The following is a 22,904-nucleotide window of genomic DNA, read 5'->3' on the forward strand; positions in this document are numbered from 1 at the left end:
GTGAATGATCAAATCGGTGCTGAGGTGTCCACGCCGGTCAGCTCGGCCGCCAGGCGCAGCGCCAGATACTTGTTGTAGAGTCGCGCGAATCCGAGATTGCCTCCGCTGAACCAGAATCCGTCGTGCCCGGACGATCGCCAGACCCCGCGGAGCTCGCCCTCTTCGTCGAGATCCCAGACCGGGCCCACCGCGTCGGCCACCGCGTCGCCGAAGATGCGGCGGGCGGTGTCGACGATCCCCCGGAAGCCGGTTGCGAGGATCACGGCATCCACGTCGAGGCGTCGTCCGTCGTTCAGCCGCAGCCCATCCCGATCCAGTCGGTCGATGCCGGCTCCGGAGACGACCCCGATCTCGCCGTCGATGATCAGCTGCGACGCACCCACATCGATGTAGTAGCCACCGTTGCGGGTCAGGAACAGCATCATCGAACCGGTCCCGTCCACGCCGCTCGAGAGTTGGAACCCGCGCCTGGTGAGGCCTTCGTGAATCTCCTTGTCCAACTCCGCCATCGCCGCGGTGGCCTGCTGTAGTCCGGCGGTCGTGGCCGTCGCGCGGTGGGGCATCGACGCACCGATCAGATCGGAGGTCTCGGTGTCCGGCGCGTGCTCACTGTACGAACCGCTCATCATCACGGCCTCGACTGTCTCGGCGCCCACCACGAAGGTCGGCCCGCGCTGCACGAGCGTGACGTTCGCCCCGTGCCGATGGAGGTCCTGAGCGACATCGTGCCCGCTGTTGCCGGTGCCGATCACCGCCACCCGTTTGCCCGACAGCGACGTTCCGTCGGTGTACTCGCTCGAGTGCATCAAGGCGCCGGCGAACTCGTCTTGCCCGTCGAACGTCGGGACCAAAGGCTCGGTGCCGCTGAGCCCCGTCGCCAGGACCACGTGTCGCGGCCGCAGTTCACGGGACTCACCGTCCCGGTCGACCCGGACCAGCCAACGAGCCGATGACCGGTCGTAGCTGCTCGTGTCGATCGAGCTGCTCGTCCAGACATTCAGTTCCATGGCGCGCGAGTAGATCTCGAGCCAGTCCCCCATCTTGTCCTTGGGGGTGAAGACCGGCCAGCCGGGCGGGAATTTCATCAGCGGCATGTGGTCGTACCACACCGGATCGTGCAGCACGAGTGATTCGTACCGACGACGCCAGTTGTCCCCGACCCGCTCGTTCTTGTCGATGACGAGCGTGCTGACTCCCAGGGCTCCGAGATAGGCGGCGAGGCCGAGGCCGCTGTGGCCGGCACCCACCACCAGGACGTCGAGTTCTCCGGTGCTGCACTCCTGTTCGGCCTGCCTGCGTGCCGACCATGACGGCGCACCTGGGTCCGGTGTACCCGAGGGTCGCCTGGTACCCACCGCGAAGTCACGGTCGGCCAAGGACTCGAGGCTGGTGAGGAGTGTGACCGCGCGCCACCCGTTCCCACCGGCCGCCGGGGTCAACCGCACCAGCCCGCGGCCCGGCCCGGCAGCGGTCCGGAAGTCGAAGAACGCCTGCACCATTCGCGGTGCGCCGGGCGTGTCGATGAGCATCGGCGGCATGTCGTCGGCCGGCGTGAAACCGTCGGCGGACAATCCACGCGCCGTGGTCATCAGCGGACCGATCGCGTCCTCACCATGGAGGCTGCGCAGGTCCCAGGTGAAGGCCAACAGGTCCCGCCACCAGGCGTCGGTGTCGAACAGGTCCTCGTATCGTCCGGCATCCCCGGATCGGAGCGCATCGCGCAGGTCGTCCAACCAGGCCCGCGATGCATCGTCGGCGAGGGTGTCGTCGACGGAATCGGCCACTGCTGTCATCGCAACCTCATGGAATCCGTTGGGCCGCCATTGTGTTCCGCATGCATGGTCAGACGTCGAATCCGGCCATCTGCGGGGTCGTCAACGGCTCGATGACACGTTCGGAGATCTTCCACCCGTCCGGCGTGCGGACGTAACGGTCCTTGTTGAGGGCGATCGCCTTGATGGCACCACCCGACTTCATCTCGCCTTCGGCGTAGACGTAGTTGGTGCCGTGCGCGGTGTCGTCGCCGTCGAAATCGATGAGGTGATTGGTGATGATGTGGCACTGCTTGTCCACCGCCGCGGCATCCGCCTCGAAGAAGGCGAGCAGATCGGCCTCACCCTCGTATCGCTTCAGTCCGACCGCGGTTGCGTCCCACACACAGTCCGGGGTGAAGGCCGACACTGCTTCCTTGGAATCATGCAGGTCCAACCCGCGCGCATAGGTGTGGGTGGCCTTGATGATGTCGTTGATGTCGTCTGCCCGCATGTCGTGTCTCCTCAGCGGTCGGTGGTGTCGTTGTCTCGGAATGTGTTCCACGTCGGCGCCGACTCGGGGTAGTCGGCATCGCGATACCTGTTCTGGGGCCATCGAATCCGTGCACGCGTGCCGAAGCTGGCGCCCATCGATTCCACCGGCACCGCGTACATGAAGGTCACGTGGCGTTCGCTGAACAGCCAGCGTCCGTCGACCCGCGCGTATCGATCGCGATACCGGTAGGCGGTGACCATCAGAGTGTCGCGCAAGGCCAGTTCGGCATGTCCGCTCGCACGACCGGTGGCGCGGTCGTCGGATTCGATGGTCACCAGGTGCGTGTCGGGGGTGTGCAGCATGGTGTGGAATCTCCCCATGCTGACGACGAAGGACTGGCGGATCTCCTGGTGACCGCAGGCGATCTCTCCACCGACGTCGAAGGTGGCGTCGGCGGTGAACGTGCCGACCACGGTGTCGATGTCGTGATCGTCGACCGCCCAGGCGTATGCCATGGCGAGATCTCTGATCTCGTCCTTAGCGACGAGCTCCGCGACTCGGGCATCGACACCGTGATCGTGTTGCATCGGCGGATCAGAGGTCGTACATGATGACGCCGCGAATGTTCTTGCCTTCGCGCATGTCCGCGATCGCCTCGTTGATCTGCTCGAGTTCGTATGTCTTGGTGACCAACTCGTCGAGCTTGTACTCGCCGCGGCGGTACATGTCGGCGATCAGCGGAATGTCCCGGCGCGCGGTGGTGGTGCCGTACAGCGTGCCCTGCAGACGCTTGCCGCTCATGGCGAACGTGAACAGGTCGAAAGGTACGTCACGCTGGGTGACCGGTGCGGCGGAGGTGAGCACGAGGGTGCCACCGCGGCGCACCATCTCCTGGGCGGGGTTCAGCAGGTGCCCGTAGGCGACGTCGACGGTGATAATCACCTTGTCAGCGCCCTGGCCGTTGGTCAGGCTCGCCACCAGATCCGCTGCCTGCTCGTAGTTCTCGACGGTGTGGGTGGCACCGAACAGCTTGGCCTGGTCCCGCTTGAACAACACCGGATCGATCGTGATGATGTTCTTCGCGCCCTTGTGCCGCGCACCCTGTACGGCGTTCATACCGACTCCGCCGGTACCGACGATGACGACGGTCTCGCCGAGTTCGATCTCGGCGGCGTACACCGACGATCCCCAGCCGGTGGGCACTCCACAACCGATGAGTGCAGCCTTGTCGAGGGGGATGTCCTTGCCGATCTTCACGCACGAGTCGATGTTGACCACGACGTAGGGCGAGAAGGTGCCCAGATAGGAGAACGGTCCGACACCCTGTCCGCGCGCGTGCACGCGATGGGTGCCGTCGGGGGCGAATCCACCGAGAACTCCGGCTCCGCGCTCGCACATGTTGGAGCGCCCGATGGTGCACATCGCACATTGTCCGCAGGAGGGAAGGAAGGAGAGCACGACGTGATCGCCGACCTCGAATCCGGTGACGTCGGGCCCGACCTCTTCGACGATGCCGGCACCCTCGTGGCCGCCGATGATCGGCGCCCAGTCCAGCGGGATGTCGCCGGTGTCCACGTGATCGTCACTGTGACAGATGCCGGAGGCCGCCAGCTTGACGCGGACCTCTCGGCTCTTGGGCGGATCGATCTCGATCTCCTCGACGCTCCAGCCGGAACGTGTGCCGGGCTCCCAGATCAGTGCGCCAATGGTTTTCATGATTCTCCTTGGTCCGGTCCAGTCGATGCGGGGAAGTGGCCGATCGAGTGAACTGTTCGACGGCGATCACACTCGGTGATGCAAATCACGATAACCATTATCATGGTATTTGTATAGAGCCTCCGCAATGAATCGAAAGGAATCAGGTGACGGACACCCTTGATCGCTTGTCCGGTCAACGCGAGCGGGTGATCCGCGCACGCTGCGGACGGGCGGCGACCACGGGTTTCGCCCTGCTCGTCGTCGGCTCCAACATCCCCGCGCCGATCCTGCCGATCTACCGAGATGAACTGCAGCTGAGCACGTTTACCGTCACGGCGCTGTTCGCGGTGTACCTGTTCGCCCTGGTGGGCACCTTCACCACCGTCGCCACCAGCTCGTTGACCCGATGGGCTCCGCGGGTGTTACCGGTGTCCCTGGGCGTCGGAATGCTGGGTGATCTGGCTTTTCTCGCGGGGCATGCCCAGGTCGTGTGGCTGTTCGTGGGCCGCGTTCTCACCGGCATCGCGGTCGGGCTCGGCACCGGCGCAGCGGCAACGATCGCCGTGGCGACGCGCGGTGATCGAGGTCGAGCGATCGCGGCCACGGCGACGCTCGCCGGCTCGTTCCTCGGCCTGGTCGGGGCATCCGCGGTGGTGCAGTTGCTCCCCGGCCCCACGATCACCATCTACGTGATCCATCTCTGCTTGCTCGCCACGACGATGGGCATCGTCGTCCTGGCGCTCGGATCGGCCCGTGCGGTCCTGCATGCCGAACTGCGCCGCACCACAACGGATTCCACGGTGGATGTCGTCGCACCGGCCATTCGCGAGTCCGGCAGATCGGGGCGCGGTCCGGCGTGGCGTCTCCGTTGGGCCGGTTACGGACTGGGCATCGCCGGCTGGGCGATCGGCGGCATCGTAGTCGGTGTACTCCCGACGCTCGTTGCCGACGAATGGGATTCGCCGTCGGTCATGATGACCATGCTGGCCCCGATCGTCGTCCTCGGTGTGGCATGCCTGAGCCCGTATGTGTTCCGGACGATGCACCCGGGGCTGGCTGTTGCCGTGATCGGATCCGCTGCGGTCCTCTGCGTCGTCGGGGTCTGGCTCGCCAATCTCCCGACGATCCTCGCCTGCTGTGCCATCTGGGGTGTCGGACAAGGATTCGCGTACGCAACAGGCCTGCGGATCGTCACCGCAGGCCTGTCACCGGTCGATCAGGGCAGAGTCGCGTCACGTTACGCATCGATCTGCTACGGCTTCACCGGATTATTGTCGCTGTGCACCGGTGCGGCCGCGACCGCGTGGGGGCCACTGCCTTCCATGTTTCTCATGGCAGGTGTGTTCGTGACCCTGAGCGTCTCGGTCTCGGTTCTGGGACATCGCCGTTGGCCGTGACCGCCACGGCAACGGCGCCGGCCTCACTCCGGCTCGGGAAACCGAGCGCGCCGCTTCTCCAGGAACGCCGTCGCGCCCTCGACCATGTCCGCACTGCCCACGGCCTGCACCAGCATGCCCAGGCCCGATGCGAAATTGTCCCGCGCCGAGTTCCACCACAGGTTCGAACTGACCTTTGCGATCTCGAGGTAGCGGGGGCTGAGCGCCTCGAACTCTGCGCACATGCCCTGCACGGTCGAGATGAGCGCGTCGTCGTCGACGACCTCGTTGACCAGTCCCATCTCGTATGCGCGCTCGGCCGGGTAGCGGCGGCACAGCAACGACAACTCCTTGGCCCGCTTCTCCCCGATCTGGACGCCCATCACGTTGGTGGCGCCGGTGACCGGCGCCGATCCGACCCGCGGGCCGGTCTGCCCGAACGTCGCCGACCGTGCCGCGACAGCCAGATCGCAGGCCACGACCAACTCGTTACCCCCACCTGCCGCAGCACCGTTCACGGCTGCGATGACCGGCCGGGGGCACGATCGGATGGCGTCGAACAGCCGCAGCGAAGCGCGGTACAGACCGCGCATCTCCGCGGTGGTCGGCGCGCTCAGTTTCGCCAGGGAACCGCCTGCACAGAAGCTGTCGCCGGATCCCGTGATCACCACGCTCCGGAATCCGGACGCGCCCTCGAGCGCATCGGCGATGTCGGCAGCCATGTCGGCGTCGTACGCGTTCTTTCGCTCGGGACGATTGAGGGTGATCCAGAGAGTGGTCCCGTCTTCTTTGACGATCACGTCCGAGGACATCTGTTACTCCGCTCTGTTGTGGGCCGATGTGGGTTGTGGCCCGTTGTGGCACTTCGTCGTCGGCAATTGCTTATAATCATAAGCCTTAAGACTCTTCGAAGAAAGGATCGGCGGTGACCACGACCTCCCGTGCACCCAAGGCGGCCATGGTCGTCGCCCAGCAGATCGTCAGGGACACGCTGCGTGACGGAATCGGCTCCGGAGAACTCCTCGACCCCGAACGCGTGATGCTCGAGAAGTATCAGATCGGCCGGGGCACGCTACGAGAAGCGTTGCGAATCCTGGAAGTTCAGGGTGTCATCGCCCTGAAGCCGGGCCCCCGCGGCGGACCCATCCTGCTCGATCCCGACGCCAGCCACCTGGCATCGACGGTGATCTTGTTGATGCAGTTGAAGAATGCGCCGTTCGCGGCCATCGCGGAGGCCCGCGTGGCACTCGAACCGATGATCAGCAGGCTGGCCGCCGACCGCATGAGCGACGACGCCCTGTCCGATCTACGCGGCACGATCGTGACGATGCGGGACTCACTCGACGACCAGCACGTGTTCCTCGAGGCCAACAAACGCTTCCATGACGTCATCGCCTGGTCGTCGGGCAATCCGCTCTTCGGCTATCTGGTGGACTCGCTGCTCGGGATCATGGACGGCACGATCATCGGCATCGACTACCCGGCGCCGCGGCGCGCGGCCATCCTCGAGGCTCATCAGTCCATCGAGGAGGCGCTCGCGGCGCGCGATGCGGATCTGTCCCGCGATCGGATGGCTCAGCACATCAACGAGTACATGCGGTACGCGCGACGGAAGTTCCCCGACGTGATGGACTCGGTCATCCCCTGGGACCGCGCGCTGTAGGGCCCGGCACCGCCGGGCCCCGCGCGCCTGCACGCGCGATCAGTCGACGCTGATCGCGCGTTCCGGGCATGACGCCGCACCCGCCTTGGCCTCGCCGGCGTGCTCGGGTGCGTCGCCGTCGGGCAGCACATACGCATGTCCGTCGTCGTCGCGCAGCGCGAACACATCGGGCGAGGTCATGAAGCACAGCCCATGGCCCTGACACTGGTTCTCATCGACAGATACCTTCACAACAGGCCTCCTCATGTGATCTTGACAACACTGGAATCTAGTATAACCATTATCAGTACTTCAAGTCTTCAAGCGATCTACTCCCCTCCCCCCCTCGATCGCACCGACCCAAGGAGAGCCCATGACCTCGACCGTGCCCACCGCGCTGCAGAGTTACGACAAACTCCTCATCGGCGGCCGCTGGACAGACCCGGCAGGCGACGAGGTGATCGAGGTGGTCTCGCCGATCACCGAAGAGGTCCTGGCGACCGTGCCCGAGGCCACGACCGCCGACGTCGACAAGGCGGTTGCTGCGGCCCGCAAGGCATTCGACGAGGGGCCGTGGCCGCGTCTGACGGCCGCCGAACGCGCCGAATACCTCACCCGGGTCGGCGCCGAGGTCGCCAAGCGCTTCGACTCGATGGCCGAGGCGTTCACCGCCGAGATCGGTGCTCCCGCAGCGGCTTCCACCGCCTTCCACAACAACGCGATCAAGATGTGGGGCGACGCCTCCACCCTCCACGAGCGGTTCGACTTCGAGGAAGAACGTGAATGGGAAGGCGGACACGGCACGGTCGTCCGCGAGCCGGTCGGCGTGGTCGCGACCATCATCCCGTGGAACGGCCCGGTCGCCACCGCATCGCTCAAGATCGGACCTGCGCTGGCCGCGGGCTGCACCGTGGTCCTCAAGCCCGCCCCCGAAGGTCCCGTCAGCACCATGCTGCTCGCCGAGGCGCTCGAGGCCGCAGGCCTGCCCGAAGGCGTGGTGAGCGTGCTGCCGGGTGGCCGTGAGGTCGGCGAACACCTCGTCACGCACCCCTCGGTCGACAAGGTGGCGTTCACCGGGTCGACGGCCGCCGGGCGCCGGATCATGAGCCTGTGCGGCGACCGGATCGCCCGGGTCACCCTGGAACTGGGCGGCAAGTCGGCGGGCATCATCGCCGACGACATCGCCCTCGACCAGGTGTTTCCCGATCTCGCCTTCGCCGGGATCGGTCACAGCGGTCAGGTGTGCGCCGCCATCACCCGCGTGCTGGTGCCCCGCGACCGCCAGGACGAGGTCGTCGAGACGATGAAGACGATCTTCGAGTCGGTCAGCATCGGTGACCCGCGCGACGAGTCCACGGTCCTCGGGCCGCTGGCGGCCGAACGTCAGCGGACCCGCGTGCTCGACTACATCGAGATCGGCAAGGCCGAAGGAGCGCGACTGGTCACCGGCGGTGGGCGACCCGACGGACTCGAACGCGGCTGGTACGTGCAGCCCACGCTGTTCGCCGATGTCACCCCGGACATGCGGATCGCGCAGGAGGAGATCTTCGGACCGGTCGTCGTCGTGATCCCCTTCGACTCGATCGACGAGGCCGTCGACATCGCCAACGGCACCGACTACGGGCTGTCCGGCGCGGTCTACGCACGCGATGCCGCGCTGGCCGAGAAGGTCGCGCGACGGGTGCGCACCGGCCAGATCTCCATCAACAGCTGGGACATGTGTGTGGTGCAGCCGTTCGGCGGCTACAAGCAGTCCGGCCTCGGCCGAGAAGGCAACGTGGAGGGGCTGTCGGCCTACCTGGAGACCAAGCTGATCCAGAAGCCCGCCTGATCCGACCGGACACGCGAGGAGCCCGGCTCCCCTCCGAGGAGGGGAGCCGGGCTTTCTCTCTCTCACAAGCTGATCGACAGCAGACTCGCTTCTCGCGTGTCGCGCCGCTGGTGCTCCGACGACGACGGTGCGGCACACCCGAACAGCACATCACCCGCGTCACCACCCAGCGCGCAGGCGAAAACACCGGTGGGAAAAGCCTTCTCATCGAGAATCCGACCACCCTCGGCCACCTGGATGACACGCTGGTGCAACGCGTCGGCGACCCAGATGGTGCCGTCGACACCCGCGCAGATGCCGTCCGGTGCGACCTGCGCGGCGCCCATCGCGTCCCGCACCGACGTCCGTGGCACCTCGGGCCCGAACGCCGCCCAGACCCGCCGCCCCGACAACGCGCCCGCCCGGTCGATGTCGAAGGCGGTCAAGCGGTTCCCCATGCTCTCGGCGATGACCAGCGTGCGAACCGGATCGCCCGGCTCCCCGAAGATGACCGACCCGTTCGGGAAGAGCAGATCGCCGGCTGCCACCTCGGCCTGCCCGTCCGGGGCCACGTGGATCGCGACCGCCGACTCCACGTAGGAGCGTGATCGGAACTCGAAGCCGAAGGTGGAGATGTAGGCGTGCCCGTCCGCATCGACGACCATGTCGTTGAGCTTGCCGGTGGCCAGCGACGACACGTCCGCGTGCACAGCCAACGAGGTCGGATCGTCGGAGTCCTGACGTACCAACAGTTTTCCGTCGACCATCGACACGATGAGCAGCCGGCCGTCGGGCAGCCAACCGAGACCGGACGGCTGATCGGTCAGGGTCGCCTCCACACGCACGTCGGTGCCGTCGACGTCGAGCGAGAGGACCTCCCCCGCATAGAGATCGGACACCCAGAGCCGTCCGTCGTGCCACCGCGGGCACTCGAGGAAGGCTCGTCCGTCGAGGACGGTCGTGACGGTCGATGAGGTGGTCATGAAAGTACTACTCCTTCTGAGACGACAGCGGCCGCCGACGGATCGTCGGCGGCCGCGTTCAGGGCTTGGGTCACTTGTCTCCACGCCGTGGACCCGGCGTGAAAGTGGCGGGCAGACTGCGATATCCGACGTTCACACCCTGCCGTTCGTAGTTGACGGTGTGCTCTTCGTCGATCACGTAGTCGGGCATACGCTCCAGGATCTGGGTGATCAGCTCCTTGGCCATCGCCCGGCCGATATGCGACCCCGCGCACCGATGGGCACCCACGCCGAACGCCGTGTGCCGGTTGGGCCAGCGGTGGATGTCGAGTTCGTCGGGATCGTCGAAGCCCGCCGCCTCGTCCCGGTTGGCCGACGCCCAGCTGAGCAGGACCCGGTCGCCCGTCCGCATCGGGCACCCGTGGAACTCGACATCATGGGTGACCGTCCTGGCCAACGCCTGGGTCGGTGAGAAGAACCGGAGGAACTCCTCGAGCGCATGGTCGATGAGAGACGGATCCTCGATGAGCTGTTCACGCACGTCGTGGTGCTGATGCAGCCACATGAGGGATTGGCCGACCAGCGATGCCGTCGTGCCGACGCCACCGGAGATCAGGAGTTCGACGATCGAGAAGGTCTCTTCCTCGGTGATCTGTCGTCCGTTGATCTCGGAATGGACCAGGAAGCTGATCGCATCCTCTTTCGGCTCGGCACGACGCTCGGCGATGCGCTTCTTGACCTTCTCCGTCAGGACCGGGAGTTCGTCGTTGACCGCGTGGAGGAACTCCGGGCTGTCCTGCGGGAAGGCCAGCGTGGCGCGATGCGCCTCCGAGTAGCGTTCCCAATCCTCGACGTCGAGCCCCAGCCAGTCGATGGTGACGATCGACGGCACACCGATGATCGACGCGAAGTCGCATGTGCCGCTCTCGATGACCTCGTCGAGGAACCAGGTCGTGTGCTCGGCGATCATCGGCCGCATCTTCTCGACCGCCGCCGGAGCGGTGATCTTGTTGACGACCTTGCGATACGGGGCCAGCTCCGGCGGGTCCAGCTCGATCGGGATGTGATCGTGCATCGGCGTCTTGGGAATCACCACCGACAGTCCCTCGCCGCCGTACTCGGTGCGGCGGGAGGTGAACGTGTCGTCGTCGCGGGCCGCCTCGAACACCGGCTCGTATCCGGCGAGAATCCAGTAGCCGCCGTTGGCTTCGCTCCACGCGACCTCGTGCTCGGATCGCAGCTCACGGTATGACTCGACCGGATGCTCGGAATGATCCGGCGAATTGTGGTCGAATCCGACCACCGGGCAGCGGGGCTTCGTCGTGGTCATCGGGGATTCCTCCTCGCGGTAGTCAATGACAATGATGCGCACGAATGGCTTGAGTCACACAGTAGAGGCTGTTCCCCGCTTTGTCCACGGCCGATTTGCCGGCCGCCCTCTTTTGACACAGTGTGCCATAAGTGTGACGGGCACCGCGAGTGTCGTCCAGATGTGACCGTTGACATAGTTTTCAATACGTATTTATGATGCGCATCATTATCCGATACTGCTTCAAGGAGATCAGATGAGCGTCACGGATACCCACCCCGAGACCGAGGTCGACGCGGTCGTCGTCGGCGCAGGGTTCGCAGGGTTGTACTCCCTGTGGAAGCTGCGCGAACAGGGCTGCACGGTCCGCGTGATCGAGGCAGGCGACGAGGTCGGCGGCACCTGGTTCTGGAACCGCTACCCCGGCGCACGGTGCGACGTGGAGAGCGTCGACTACTCGTTCTCCTTCGACGACCAACTCCAGCAGGACTGGGTCTGGAGCGAACGCTACCCCGCGCAACCGGAGATCCTCGAGTATCTCAAGCACGTCGCCGACCGCTTCGACATGCGCTCGGACATCAGCCTCGGGACGCGCGTGACCTCGGCAACCTACGACGAGACCGGCCAGACCTGGACCGTGGACACCGACTCCGGCGGACGGTGGCGGGCACGATTCCTGATCATGGCGACCGGCTGCCTTTCGGTTCCACAGGTCCCCGAACTCGCCGGCCTCGACGATTTCACCGGCACCGTGCTGCACACGGGGTCGTGGCCCGAGGAACCCGTCGACTTCACCGGTCAACGTGTCGCCGTCGTGGGTACCGGATCGTCGGGCATCCAGCTGATCCCCGAGGTGGCCAAGCAGGCCGACAAGCTCACCGTGCTGCAGCGCACCGCCAGCTTCTCGGTGCCCGCCTTCAACCGTCCGCTCGAGCCCGACGAACTCGCCGCGGTGAAGGCCGAGTACCCGGCGCGTCGCAAGCGCGCCCGCGCATCGGCGGCGGGCGTCGAGCGCGGTGACAATCCCGAACTCGCCTTCGACGTCAGCGCCGACGAACGGCAGCGCCAATTCGACAGCCGCTACAAGACAGGCGGTTTCGGACTCCTGGGGTCTTACGCCGATCTGATGGCGACCGATGAGGCCAACGCCACCGTCTCCGACTACGTCCGGGAAAAGATCCGTGGCTACGTCGACGATCCGGACACCGCCGAAGACCTGATCCCGCACGGGTATCCCCTCGGTGCCAAGCGGATCTGCGTGGACACCGACTACTTCCAGACCTACAACCGCGACAACGTCGAACTGGTCAACCTGCGCACCACCCCGATCGAGACCTTCACACCCTCGGGCATGCGCACTGCCGACGGCACGGAACGTGAGTTCGATGTCGTGTGTCTGGCAACGGGTTTCGATGCCATGACCGGAGCACTCAACCGGATCGACATCCGCGGCGTCGAGGGTGTGAGCCTGCGGGAGCGCTGGGACGCAGGCCCGGTCACCTATCTCGGGCTCGGGGTGTCCGGATTCCCCAACATGTTCCTGCTGGCCGGTTCCGGCAGCCCGTCGGTGCTGGCCAACGTCGTCACCGCGATCGAGCAGCACGTGGAGTGGACCGCCGATTGCCTGGCCTATCTCGACGAGCACGGCTACACGACCATCGAGGCCACCGGCGACGCCGAGACCGCGTGGGTCGAGCATGTCAACGAGATCGCCCACCAGACGATCTTCCCGAAAGCCGCCTCGTGGTACATGGGCGCCAACATCCCCGGCAAACCCCGCATCTTCATGCCCTACGTCGGCGGCATGGTCGAGTACGAGAAGAAGTGCGACGAGGTCGCCTCCGAGGGCTACGCCGGATTCACCCTCAAATGATCCACCCATCCCCTACCTTCTGACACAGACAAGGAATCTCCCATGGCACTGGACGAAGCGACGTCGTCGTTCCTGGCGCAAGCCGCAGAATCGGGCGCAAAGGCGCTCTACGAGATGACTCCCGACGAGGTCCGCGTGATGAACGACGGATTCATCGAGCTCTACGGACCGGGTCCGGAGATGGCGTCGGTGGAGAATCTCACCGTGGCGACCTCCGACGGTGACTCCATCCCCGTCCGCGTCCTCACTCCCGGCCCGACCCCGGCCGGTGTGCTCATCTACTTCCACGGAGGCGGATGGGTCGTCGGCAGTCCCGACCAGTTCGACACGCTCGCACGCAAACTCGCCGCGGGAACCAACTGCGTCGTCGTGTTGCCGGACTACCGGTTGGCTCCCGAGCACATCTATCCCACGGCCGCCAACGACGCGTGGGACGTGGCGACGTGGACCGCCCAGCGGTTCGCCGACCTTCCGCTGCTGGTCGGCGGCGACAGTTCGGGCGGCAATCTCGCCGCCGTCGTCGCACAGCGGTCCGTGCGCGAGGGCGGGCCCGCCATCGCGCTGCAGGTGCTCGTCTATCCGGTGACCGACAGTGATACCGACAACGACACCTACCGCGATCCCGACAATCAGCTCATGCTCGACGCCCGATCCATGGTGTGGTTCTGGGATCTCTACACACCCGACACCACCACGCGCGGCAATTGGGATGTGTCCCCGTTGCAGGGCGACGTCACCGACGTCGCGCCCGCGGTGGTCCTGATCGCCGAGCACGACGTGTTGCGCGGCGAGGGAGAAGCCTACGCGAAGAAGCTCGCCGACAACGGAATCCCGGTGCAGACCAAGGTGTTCGACGGTCAGATGCACGGGTTCTTCCAGTTCGTCAACATCCTGCCCGGCTCCGACGCCGGCATCGACTACGTGACCACCGCCGTCACGACGCACCTCGCCGCGAACTGAGAAGGGACGAGACATGTTTCGCATCACCGTTGCCTACAACCACCCCGAGGACCCCGAGCAGTTCCTGAACCACTACCGGAGCGTGCACGCGCCACTGACCGCGTCCATGCCTGGAATCACGTCGTTCGAGTGGGGCGTCTGTGAAACGCTCGACGGCTCGACACCAGACCACTTCGTGATCGGTGTCCTCACCTTCCCGTCCAAGGAGATCGCGCTCTCGGGACTCGCCTCACCGGAGGGCCAGCAGGGCAACGCTGATCTCGCCAACTTCGCCGGCGCGGGCGCGAGCATCGACATGCATGAGGTGATCATCGCCTGATTCACCCGCCACTGCCCCGACGTGCGTCATCTGTTCGTATCCGTCGGTGCGGAACTGCCGTGTCGGAGGACAATTCCTGGCAAACATAGGTACGTTAGCACCGACAGATGACGTCAAGGATCGTGGTCCGACCTCGGTCGGAGCGTAGGGGGTACGCAGTGCAGCACAACGAGGCACCACTCACCGGGGCGTCGGCATGACCGCCGGTGGTCGTTCGCCGAAGGCGGCGGTGGTGGTGAGCCAACGGATCATCCAGGAGGCGCTCGACGCCGGGCTCGGGCCCGGCGATCTGCTGCCACCGGAGAAGGTCATGGTCGAGCGTTATCAGATCGGCCGCGGCACACTGCGTGAGGCACTGCGCCTCCTGGAGTTCCAGGGTGTCATCGTCATGAAGCCGGGCCCGCGCGGCGGCCCGGTGCTGCAAGAGCCAACCGCATCCTTCCTCTCCGGGGCATTCGTGCTGCTCATGCAGTTGAAGAACGCCCCGTTGAAGTCCATCTTCGAGGCGCGCCTGGCGATCGAGCCGGTCATCACGCGGGCCGCGGCGGCGAACATCTCCGGCGATCGACTGGACGAGATCGGCCAGACGATCGAGCAGATGCGCACGTCGCTCAACGGCGACCGGTACGTGTTCCTCGAAGCCAACAAGCAGTTCCACGACATCATCGCGTGGTCCACGGACAATCCGTTGCTGGGCTACCTGGCCGACTCCCTGCTCGAGGTCACCAACAACACCATCGTGGGGTTGGATTTCCCGTTGGCCCGGCGCAAGGCGACGATGGCCGCCCACGAATCGATCTTCCGCGCCATGCAGGACCGCGACGCGGGAGCGTCGCAGGCGGAGATGTCCGAGCACATCGACGAGTACCTGCGGTACGCGGAGAAGAAGTTCCCCGACGTGATGCGATCCGTGGTCCGCTGGGACCGCGCACTCTAGTTCGGCACGGCCTCTGCGGTCTCACCTGCGAACATTGGTGTCTTTTACCCCTCCCCATCTGGTGTGATCGGTGTCACACTGATGTGGTATGACAACTATTTCCCACCCCGTCGAACACGACGAGCTCGATCGCATGATCGGCGAGCTCGAAGTCGGGGCGCGCGCGTGGGCGGCGACCACTCTGTACGACCGCGCCGCCCTGATGATCCGTACCCACACCACCGTGCGGGACGCCGCGCAGGAGTGGGCGCAGACCGCACTCCGGATCAAGAAGACCCCGCCGTCGGTGGCCGGCGAGGAATGGCTCGCCGGCCCGTACATCACGATGGCGACACTCACCGAGACAGCGAGAACGCTCGCCACCCTGGCCGCCGGACGCGGTCCTCTCGACGACGTCCCGATCACCGCGGCACCCGGTGGGCGCATCGCTCTGCAACTGCTCCCCGTCGGTGCTCAGGAGAAGCTGCTGCTGAACGGATTCTCCGGTGAGGTGTGGATGCCACCGGGAACCGACGCCGAGCAGGCGCGCGCGGCCGCCGGACTCGCCGCGCGTCATCCCGACCGCAACGGCGGAGTCGGGTTGGTTCTCGGCGCAGGCAACGTCACGCTGATCGGACCGCTCGACGCCATCTATCAGCTCGTCGCGTACAACCGCGTCAGTGTGCTCAAACTGAACCCCACCTTCCACGACCTGTTGCCGGTGTACCAGAAGGCGTTCGCGCCCCTGATCAAACGTGATCTGTTGCGAATCATCAACGGTGCGAGCGAGATCGGCGCCTACATCACCAATCATCCGGACATCGCCCACGTCCACATCACCGGCAGTGGCGCCACCCACGACGCGATCGTGTGGGGTACCGGACCCGAAGCCGAACGTCGGCGTACCGCGCATCAGCCGCTGCTGCGCACCGAGATCACGAGCGAACTCGGCGGCGTCTCACCGATCATCGTCGTGCCGGGCAAATGGTCGGCCGCCGACCTCCGGTATCAGGCCGAGAACGTCGCGACCCAGAAACTGCAGAACTGCGGGCACAATTGCATTGCGGGACAGGCGATGATCATGAGCTCGTCCTGGCCGCAGGCCGAGGAGTTCCTGGATGCGATCCGCCGGGTGTTCGACCGGCTGCCGCCGCGAGAGGTCTGGTATCCGGGCAGCGAACGCCGGATGGCTCAGGCCGAGCACACCTATCCGCGAGCGGAACGCCATTGCGGGCGACTGCTCGTGAAGGTCGACGATTCGACGTCCGACGAGTTGTTCCACACCGAATACTTCTCGCCTGTCCTCGGTTACACCACGTTGCCGGGCAGCGGGATCGACTTCTTACGCGCCGCGATCGGCTTCGCCAACGAGCGCCTCACCGGCACGCTCGGTGCAAGCATCCTCGTCGCCCCGAGAGACCGCCGCAAGATGGGCCCCGGGTTCACCGAGGCCCTCGCCGAGTTGCGCTACGGCACCATCGGCGTCAATTGCTGGTCGGCGACCGGGTATCTCGCGCCCGCGCTCCCGTGGGGTGCCTTCCCCGGCAACGCCATCGACGATGTCGGCAGCGGTATCGGTTTCGTGCACAACACCCGACTCATCGCGAATCCCGAACGTGTCGTTGTGACGGGGCCGTTCCGACCGTTCCCCCGCTCCTGGTTCGGAGGCGAGTCCTCGATGGCGCCGCCGCTGCCGTATCTGGTGACGTCGAAGGCCAACACGTCGTCGGCGAAGGCGCTGACCCACTATGCCGCGCACCCCGGGTGGGGTTCGATCCCACAGGTGTTCAAGTCGATCCTCGCGCCCTGACCCGACGCTGCGCTCGCGCTCGCGCCGCACGGTCGCCGCGACTCGGGGTGTCCGACCGATGTGGGGTCTAGGCGGTCACTGCAGAGAGGAAGGCCGCGGCCCGGAAGACGATTGCGAGTCCGTCAAGTCCTACTCCTACACCTGCGCATCGAACGCGCGAGCATCTCGGTCTGTCGGCAGGTGGTTTTCGGGCGTCGCGATATGGCCGCCGTTCGGGTGCCCGCCGTGTCGCTGGTTGGCGGGCACCCGAAAGGTTTCCCTGTTCACACTGTGGAGTTTTCAAGGGTCGTGCACGTCCCGGGGCTGTCCTGGGTCGTTGGTCTAGGTATTGGTGAGAGTTGTGGTGGGTCAGCTTGTTTCGGCTATGTGGTTGCGCTCGGTATCGAATCCGCGCCCGGGATGCTCACCCACCGCCGATCGAGTAGCCCGCGAGGCGCAAGCCGAGCGAGCGTATCGAGATCAACCTCCTGACTATGCCTCCACGGCGGGCGGTGGCCGCTGTGCCGCAGGGACCGGGGCAGGCGGTTACTCGGTCGGGGCTGGCTCAGGCGGCCAGGGTCATGGTGCGCCTGTTGTACGCGGGTAGCGGTGTGCGTGCCGGATCGATCTCGGCGGGTGGGATCAGCCACGGATGTCGATCGGCACCCATGATGATCTCCCAGTCCGACGCATGGATCTGCGCGTGGCAGGCGGTGCACAGTAGGCAGCCGTTGTCGATGACGGTCGCACCACCGCGTGACCAGTAGATGATGTGGTGACACTGGGTGAATCCGGCGGCCGCTCCGCACTTCACACAGCATTGGTCACGCACGATCAACGCTTTGCGTTGTTGGGCGGTGAACAGGCGTGGCCCGTTGCTCACCTCGAGAGGTGCGCCGTGCTCATCGACGTCGAACACCGTGACGCTGGCATCACACGCCACCAGATGTGCCGTGGTTTGGGAGACCGGTCCCAGCCATTCCAGGGTTGCCCGATCGGGGTGGTCGGCGGGCACGGTCAGACTGACCTGTGTTTTCGGGGCGACCACCATGTCGGCGTCACCTGTTCTGGTGGCTTTGGCCGCCGCGTCCAGGATCATGTCCAACGCATCGGCGCGACGCTGCCCGGCTGACCGGGCGTCGGGCGACCCATCCGGCTCGGGCCGCTTGTGTGCGAGGGATTCGACCGCGGAGACGAGTTTTTCGCCGGTCACGATGTCGAGGTTGGCGAACACTTCCAACCGGCCATCCGCGGTCGGGGTGGTCGATAGGTCGTTGATCGTCCGGTCTTCGGCGGCCGGCACCCCACCTTGGTCGTCGGCGATCTGATTGCCGCGCGAGCGCGCCACCGCCAGCACCTCGCGTGGGGTGGCGCCGGAGAAGGCTTGGGCGATCAACGCCAGTTCGTGTTCGATCACCGACCCCGCAGACAAGGGTTCGGGTGCCCGTTGGTCGATGTGGGCCATCCCCCGCACCAACGCGTCGACGTGTTCACCGGAGAACACCCCGTCCGCAGCATAGGCAGCCACGCGTTCCAGCCGGTCCAGCGCGGTCCCGATGCGTAGCCAGCGGTCGGCGACAGCCGGAGCAGCCCCCATCTCGATCAGCAGTCGTCGGGTGCGGCCGCCGGAACGCTGTGCCACTCCGAGACGATCCATCGCCACAGCGTGCACGGCCAATTGGTGATCGACCAGGTTACGTAGGTCCATCAATGTCTTCGTGGTCTCGAAGACCTGGCGACCAGACGCATCAGCGTCGATCGTCACCTCACGCAGCAACGGAATCAGGGTGTCCAACGGCATGACTCGATTGTAGTCGAACATGCGTGCCCATGGAAGAGTTCATCCACAGTTATTGTGCTGTGCCACACCATGTTTCAACCCCGCAGTGGTCACCTAACTGCCATTGTAGAGGCACCCTCTGACAGGTTCGGGGTGGTGAGTCCTGTTGGTGCACAGGGAGGGCTTGGTCTGCTGATTGAGCGGCGTCCGAGCGCGCTGAGGTGTCCCTGAGTCCGCTGATCGAGTAGCGTCCGAGCGTAGCGAGGCCGCGTATCGAGATCCCCTGCCGGAACGCAGGTCTCGATACGGTGCCTCGGCTGGCGCCTCGGCGCCTACTCGACCAGCAAGAGTGGGGCGCCTCGGCGCCTACTCGACCAGCGGTGGAATCAGCCCTGTATCCGCTGATCGAGTAGCGTCCGAGCGCAGCGAGGTGAGCTTGCTGTCTGCTGATCGAGTAGCGTCCGAGCGCTAGCGAGGCCGCGTATCGAGATCCCGTACGAGAGCGTTGGTCTCGATACAGTGCCTCGGCTGGCAATGGGCCGTGTCGGTGCACAGGGTTATTCACAACACGGCTTTGACGAAAGAGAACAGTCATTCTCCCCGGGATCAGTGCCCCGCGAATGCTTCTGCGAGCCACCAGGAGCCTCCGTCGTTCGCGATCTTCGCGTCGATCACCAACGGCGGCATCGTCCCGGTCGCGGCGTATCCGTCGACCCACGCACGCACCGCGTCCAGATCGTCGCGAGCTCGAACCGTCACCCCCATACAGCCGAATCCCCGGGCGATGGCGGCGATGTCGGTGTCCGGGAAGGTCACCGTGGCCACGTCGGAATCGCCGAAATGGTGTACCTCGGCACCGTAGGCCGCGTCGTTGTAGACGATCACCACCAACGGCATCCGGCCGCGTACCGCGGTCTCCAATTCCGATACCGCCATGAGGAATCCGCCGTCCCCGACGCCCACCACCGCGAGCCGGTCCGGCCGGGCGACGGCCGCACCGATCCCGGTGTGCAGACCCAACCCGATCGACTGGAACGCCTGGGTGAAGCAGAATCCGAACTCGTCGGGCACCGTCAGATGGGTGGCCGGGTAGCCCATGAAATTGCCCGAGTCGATGGACACCACGCGATCCGCGGGCAGGATCTCGTCGAGCGCGATGGTCAGGGCCCGGGGATCGACCCGCTCGGTGGTCGACGAGTCGTCGACCGGAACATCCTGCCAGCGTGACGATCTCGCGATCGTCTCCGCCACCTCGTCGGTGCGATAACGCACCGACCCGGCGATGTCGGCAGCAGTCAACACGCCCAGCACGTCCTGCGCGACCAGTGCGCAGTCCCCGACCACACCGAACGCGACGTCACGATGGGCACCGATCGCGTCGACGTCGTCGTCGACCTGCACGACGACGGTGTCGGGCCCGATCAGTCGTCCGTGCCGCATCGTCCACATGTTGAGCGCGCAACCGAACCCGACGACGAGATCGGCGTCGGAGATGAGTTCGGCGGTGGTCGGCGACGAGAATCCGCCCGAGATCCCGAGCGCGAACTCGTCCTCGGTGAACAGGCCGTTCGCCACGGCCGAGGTGGCCAGCAGCGCCCCGGTCGCCGCGGCGAGTTCGGCGATCTCCGGACCCGCGCCGCGGCCGCCACGACCGGCCACGAAAACCGGTCGCGACGACGCACGGATGGCATCGGCGAGGCGTGTCACCGAATCGTTGTTCGGCCGCACCCGGGGCGCCTCGACGGTTGCGGTGATCGGCCCGGCCACGGTCGCGGGTGACGCGGCGACGTCGATCGCCACGTTGAGGACCACGGTCCGGCGTCGGGTGACGGCGATCCGGTGAGCGCGCATGACGTCGGCGACCACCGTGTCGGCCGAGTAGACCCGTTCGCTGACCGCGCCCACCGCGGTGACCATCGCGTCTTGGTCGATGCGAAAGTTGGAGCGCAGCGCGGCAGCAGGGCTGTCGGCGGTCAGCACGATCATCGGGGTGCGGCTCTTGGCGGCCTCGGTGATGCCCGTCATGGCATTCGTCAGGCCGCATCCCTGGTGCAACGACACCACCCCGACGCGCGACGACATCCGGCCGTACGCGTCGGCCATCGTCGCGGCGCCGCCCTCGTGTCGCGCCGCAGTGAACCCGACCCCGCCGGCGCGCAGAGCATTGGTCATCACGAAGTTGCCGCTCCCGACGACACCGAACACGTGGCCCACACCGAGATCGGCGAGCACACGTCCGACGACGTCGGCGACGGATGGTCCGTAATCGGTCATCCCTGCGCTCCGGCGATCACCGCCAGCACACGTGACGGGCTGCCCGTGCCGCCGACGATGGGCAGGGGGCTGACCACCAGAACCGCGCCGGTCGCCGGTAGCCGCCCGAGATTGCGGAGCGAGGTGATGCCGTACTTGTCGTTGCCGAGAAAGTGATGGTGGACCGGGAAGGGCGGATCGAATCCCCCGGCGAGTCCCGCATCGACACCCACGGTCTCCACCCCCAGCCCGGTGATGCTGCGCTCGGTGGCGAGCCAGTGCGCACAATCGACGGCCACACCCGGCGTGTGCGAACCGGTCTCGTCGGCATTGAGGAACTCGGCCTCGGACCCACCGCGTGATTCCCAGCCCGTGCGCAGCAGCAACCAGGTGCCCTCGGTCAGCTGCCCGTGCTCGGCCTCCCATGCCTCGACGTCGGCGACGCCGAGAAGGTGATCGGGGTCCGCGGCGACCTGCTCGGTGAGGTCGATGACCGAGGCCGTCCCGATGAGCCGTCGCACCGGGATCTGCGAGACGTCGTCGCCGTCGCGACCGGTGATCCAGTGCACCGGCGCATCGAGGTGGGTGCCGATGTGCTCACCGGTGTGGATGTTGTTGTGCCGCCAGAACGGACCGGGCTCGTTGTAGGCGCTGACCTCTTCGAGGCTGAAATCGATCAGGTTGACGAAGGGCTCGGGCAGACGCAACGCCGGGGTGCCGGCGTGCAACGGGGTCGTCAGATCGACGACCTCGACGCTGCCGTCGGCGATTGCCGCGGCGAAACCGGCAAGCAGGGTGGTGGTCTGTGGGTTGGCCATGGGATTCCTTCGCTCGGTCAGAGATGGCGTGCTCACCATGATCCCAATGGTCGGTGAGTCGGGCGTCGGCCGGTGCCGATTCGGCCGAGCCCGAGCAGCCGGCCGTCGAACCGGGCCGGCGCAGGTCAGCACAACGGTCGCCGACGCCGAGGGCGATCTCGCGATGCCTACTGTGGGAACCATGCGTTTTGTCATCTACGGTGCCGGCGCCGTCGGCGGTGTCATCGGTGCTCATCTGTTCCGTGCGGGGATTCCGACAACGGTGGTGGCCCGCGGTGCTCATCTCGCGGCCATTCGCGACAGCGGTCTTGTCCTCGACACCGCAGACGGCCGGTTCACCTGTGACATCACCGCGGCGGCCAACGCCTCCGAGGTCGACTGGACCGACGACTCCGTCGTGTTGCTCTGTGTGAAGTCGCAGCAGACGGCCGCCGCCCTCGACGATCTTGCCGTGCACGCGCCGCGGACCATCACGGTCGTGTCCGCCCAGAACGGTGTCGCCAACGAGGCCGCGATCCTGCGGCGGTTCGCGGCCACCTACTCGGTGTGCGTGATGCTGCCCGCGCTCCACCTCGAACCGGGTGTGGTGGTGCAGGGATCGTCGGCGGCACCGGGCATCCTCGACATCGGGCGTTTCCCGATCGGCTGCGACGACGTGGCCGAACAGATCGCGAGTCATCTGCGCGCAGCGTCGTTCCGGTCACGGGCCCGCGACGACATCATGGCGTGGAAGTACCGCAAGCTCATCCTGAACCTCGGCAACGGTGTGGACGCCGCATTCCGCCGCGACGGTGCGGCCGACGCCGAACTCATGCGCCGGGCACGGGCCGAAGGCGAGACCGTTCTCGCCGCCGCCGGCATCGAGGTGATCAGCGAGGCCGCCGATCAGGAGCGCCGGGGCGACCACATCGTCCGCCGCGACACCGGTCAGGACAGTCTGGTGAGCTCGACGTGGCAGAGCCTCGCCCGGGCGGCCGGCGAATCCGAGATCGACTACCTCTCCGGTGAGATCGTGTTGCTCGGCCGCCTGCACGGTGTGCCGACCCCGGTCAACGAACTGATCCAGGCGGAGACGACCCGGCTGGTGAGCGCCGGGGACGATCCGGGGACGCTGGATCCGCAGGTCGCGTTGGCTCGGCTGACGGGGTGATC

The 22,904-nt window shown here is 66.1% G+C and carries 20 protein-coding genes; 9 read left to right on the top strand and 11 right to left on the bottom strand.

Annotated features, from left to right (window positions below; all coding sequences use genetic code 11):
* Positions 1 to 8: 8 nt before the first annotated feature.
* Genes AAFP35_RS03210 through AAFP35_RS03225 form a run of 4 tightly spaced genes read right to left on the bottom strand, consistent with a single transcriptional unit; the run spans position 9 to position 3,963 of the window.
* On the bottom strand, positions 9 to 1,793 hold the full coding sequence (locus AAFP35_RS03210; protein ID WP_419220103.1) for a flavin-containing monooxygenase: 1,785 nt from the start codon (positions 1,791 to 1,793) through the stop codon (positions 9 to 11).
* A 49-nt stretch (positions 1,794 to 1,842) separates the two neighbouring features.
* Positions 1,843 to 2,265, bottom strand: coding sequence for a nuclear transport factor 2 family protein (locus AAFP35_RS03215; RefSeq protein ID WP_419220104.1), 423 nt, complete (start codon positions 2,263 to 2,265; stop codon positions 1,843 to 1,845).
* Positions 2,266 to 2,276: 11 nt separating this feature from the next.
* A complete protein-coding gene (locus AAFP35_RS03220; protein WP_419220106.1) occupies positions 2,277 to 2,834 on the bottom strand; it encodes a nuclear transport factor 2 family protein in 558 nt (185 codons plus the stop codon).
* A 7-nt stretch (positions 2,835 to 2,841) separates the two neighbouring features.
* Complete coding sequence (locus AAFP35_RS03225; protein ID WP_419220107.1) at positions 2,842 to 3,963, bottom strand: NDMA-dependent alcohol dehydrogenase; 1,122 nt, start codon at positions 3,961 to 3,963, stop codon at positions 2,842 to 2,844.
* Between the two features lie 146 nt (positions 3,964 to 4,109).
* Between AAFP35_RS03225 and AAFP35_RS03230 the strand changes: the two genes are divergently transcribed.
* Entirely contained in the window at positions 4,110 to 5,342 is a 1,233-nt protein-coding gene (locus tag AAFP35_RS03230) for an MFS transporter (RefSeq protein ID WP_419220108.1), read from the top strand.
* Positions 5,343 to 5,365: 23 nt separating this feature from the next.
* Here the strand turns inward: AAFP35_RS03230 and AAFP35_RS03235 are convergent, their stop codons facing one another.
* Complete coding sequence (locus tag AAFP35_RS03235) at positions 5,366 to 6,133, bottom strand: enoyl-CoA hydratase/isomerase family protein (protein ID WP_419220109.1); 768 nt, start codon at positions 6,131 to 6,133, stop codon at positions 5,366 to 5,368.
* A gap of 113 nt (positions 6,134 to 6,246) precedes the next feature.
* On the opposite strand from AAFP35_RS03235, the gene AAFP35_RS03240 reads away from it, so the two are divergent.
* Positions 6,247 to 6,984 carry a FadR/GntR family transcriptional regulator gene (locus AAFP35_RS03240; protein WP_419220110.1) on the top strand — a complete coding sequence of 246 codons (738 nt, stop codon included), beginning with the start codon at positions 6,247 to 6,249 and terminating at the stop codon, positions 6,982 to 6,984.
* 39 nt (positions 6,985 to 7,023) lie between these two features.
* Here AAFP35_RS03240 and AAFP35_RS03245 read toward each other — a convergent pair whose 3' ends face one another.
* The gene (locus AAFP35_RS03245) at positions 7,024 to 7,230 is read right to left on the bottom strand and encodes a ferredoxin (RefSeq protein WP_419220111.1); all 207 of its coding nucleotides are present in this window, start codon (positions 7,228 to 7,230) and stop codon (positions 7,024 to 7,026) included.
* A gap of 106 nt (positions 7,231 to 7,336) precedes the next feature.
* On the opposite strand from AAFP35_RS03245, the gene AAFP35_RS03250 reads away from it, so the two are divergent.
* Complete coding sequence (locus AAFP35_RS03250) at positions 7,337 to 8,794, top strand: aldehyde dehydrogenase (protein ID WP_419220112.1); 1,458 nt, start codon at positions 7,337 to 7,339, stop codon at positions 8,792 to 8,794.
* Between the two features lie 62 nt (positions 8,795 to 8,856).
* Here the strand turns inward: AAFP35_RS03250 and AAFP35_RS03255 are convergent, their stop codons facing one another.
* The gene (locus AAFP35_RS03255) at positions 8,857 to 9,756 is read right to left on the bottom strand and encodes an SMP-30/gluconolactonase/LRE family protein (protein WP_419220113.1); all 900 of its coding nucleotides are present in this window, start codon (positions 9,754 to 9,756) and stop codon (positions 8,857 to 8,859) included.
* A 70-nt stretch (positions 9,757 to 9,826) separates the two neighbouring features.
* On the bottom strand, positions 9,827 to 11,065 hold the full coding sequence (locus AAFP35_RS03260) for a cytochrome P450 (RefSeq protein ID WP_419220114.1): 1,239 nt from the start codon (positions 11,063 to 11,065) through the stop codon (positions 9,827 to 9,829).
* A 235-nt stretch (positions 11,066 to 11,300) separates the two neighbouring features.
* Between AAFP35_RS03260 and AAFP35_RS03265 the strand changes: the two genes are divergently transcribed.
* The 5 genes from AAFP35_RS03265 to AAFP35_RS03285 all read left to right on the top strand — a co-directional run bounded on the left by AAFP35_RS03265 (position 11,301) and on the right by AAFP35_RS03285 (position 16,922).
* Positions 11,301 to 12,917: a flavin-containing monooxygenase gene (locus AAFP35_RS03265; protein ID WP_419220115.1), complete on the top strand. Its 1,617-nt coding sequence runs from the start codon at positions 11,301 to 11,303 to the stop codon at positions 12,915 to 12,917.
* A 42-nt stretch (positions 12,918 to 12,959) separates the two neighbouring features.
* A complete protein-coding gene (locus AAFP35_RS03270) occupies positions 12,960 to 13,877 on the top strand; it encodes an alpha/beta hydrolase (protein ID WP_419220116.1) in 918 nt (305 codons plus the stop codon).
* A 13-nt stretch (positions 13,878 to 13,890) separates the two neighbouring features.
* A complete protein-coding gene (locus AAFP35_RS03275; RefSeq protein WP_419220117.1) occupies positions 13,891 to 14,196 on the top strand; it encodes an EthD family reductase in 306 nt (101 codons plus the stop codon).
* A 196-nt stretch (positions 14,197 to 14,392) separates the two neighbouring features.
* Complete coding sequence (locus tag AAFP35_RS03280; RefSeq protein WP_419220118.1) at positions 14,393 to 15,133, top strand: FadR/GntR family transcriptional regulator; 741 nt, start codon at positions 14,393 to 14,395, stop codon at positions 15,131 to 15,133.
* 88 nt (positions 15,134 to 15,221) lie between these two features.
* Entirely contained in the window at positions 15,222 to 16,922 is a 1,701-nt protein-coding gene (locus AAFP35_RS03285) for an aldehyde dehydrogenase family protein (protein ID WP_419220119.1), read from the top strand.
* Positions 16,923 to 17,466: 544 nt separating this feature from the next.
* On the opposite strand, the gene AAFP35_RS03290 is transcribed toward AAFP35_RS03285, so the two are convergent.
* The 3 genes from AAFP35_RS03290 to AAFP35_RS03300 all read right to left on the bottom strand — a co-directional run bounded on the left by AAFP35_RS03290 (position 17,467) and on the right by AAFP35_RS03300 (position 21,752).
* The gene (locus AAFP35_RS03290) at positions 17,467 to 18,723 is read right to left on the bottom strand and encodes a DUF222 domain-containing protein (protein WP_419220120.1); all 1,257 of its coding nucleotides are present in this window, start codon (positions 18,721 to 18,723) and stop codon (positions 17,467 to 17,469) included.
* Positions 18,724 to 19,287: 564 nt separating this feature from the next.
* Positions 19,288 to 20,955 (bottom strand): thiamine pyrophosphate-binding protein, encoded by a 1,668-nt coding sequence (locus AAFP35_RS03295; protein WP_419220121.1) that lies wholly within the window; start codon positions 20,953 to 20,955, stop codon positions 19,288 to 19,290.
* Positions 20,952 to 21,752 (bottom strand): cyclase family protein, encoded by an 801-nt coding sequence (locus AAFP35_RS03300; protein WP_419220122.1) that lies wholly within the window; start codon positions 21,750 to 21,752, stop codon positions 20,952 to 20,954. The genes AAFP35_RS03295 and AAFP35_RS03300 overlap by 4 nt, the downstream gene beginning before the upstream one ends.
* A gap of 181 nt (positions 21,753 to 21,933) precedes the next feature.
* Here AAFP35_RS03300 and AAFP35_RS03305 point away from each other — a divergent pair, with 181 nt between their 5' ends.
* Entirely contained in the window at positions 21,934 to 22,902 is a 969-nt protein-coding gene (locus AAFP35_RS03305) for a ketopantoate reductase family protein (protein ID WP_419220123.1), read from the top strand.
* Positions 22,903 to 22,904: the final 2 nt, after the last annotated feature.

The sequence above is a fragment of the Gordonia sp. CPCC 206044 genome (assembly GCF_048537895.1).
Classification (GTDB): Bacteria; Actinomycetota; Actinomycetes; order Mycobacteriales; family Mycobacteriaceae; genus Gordonia.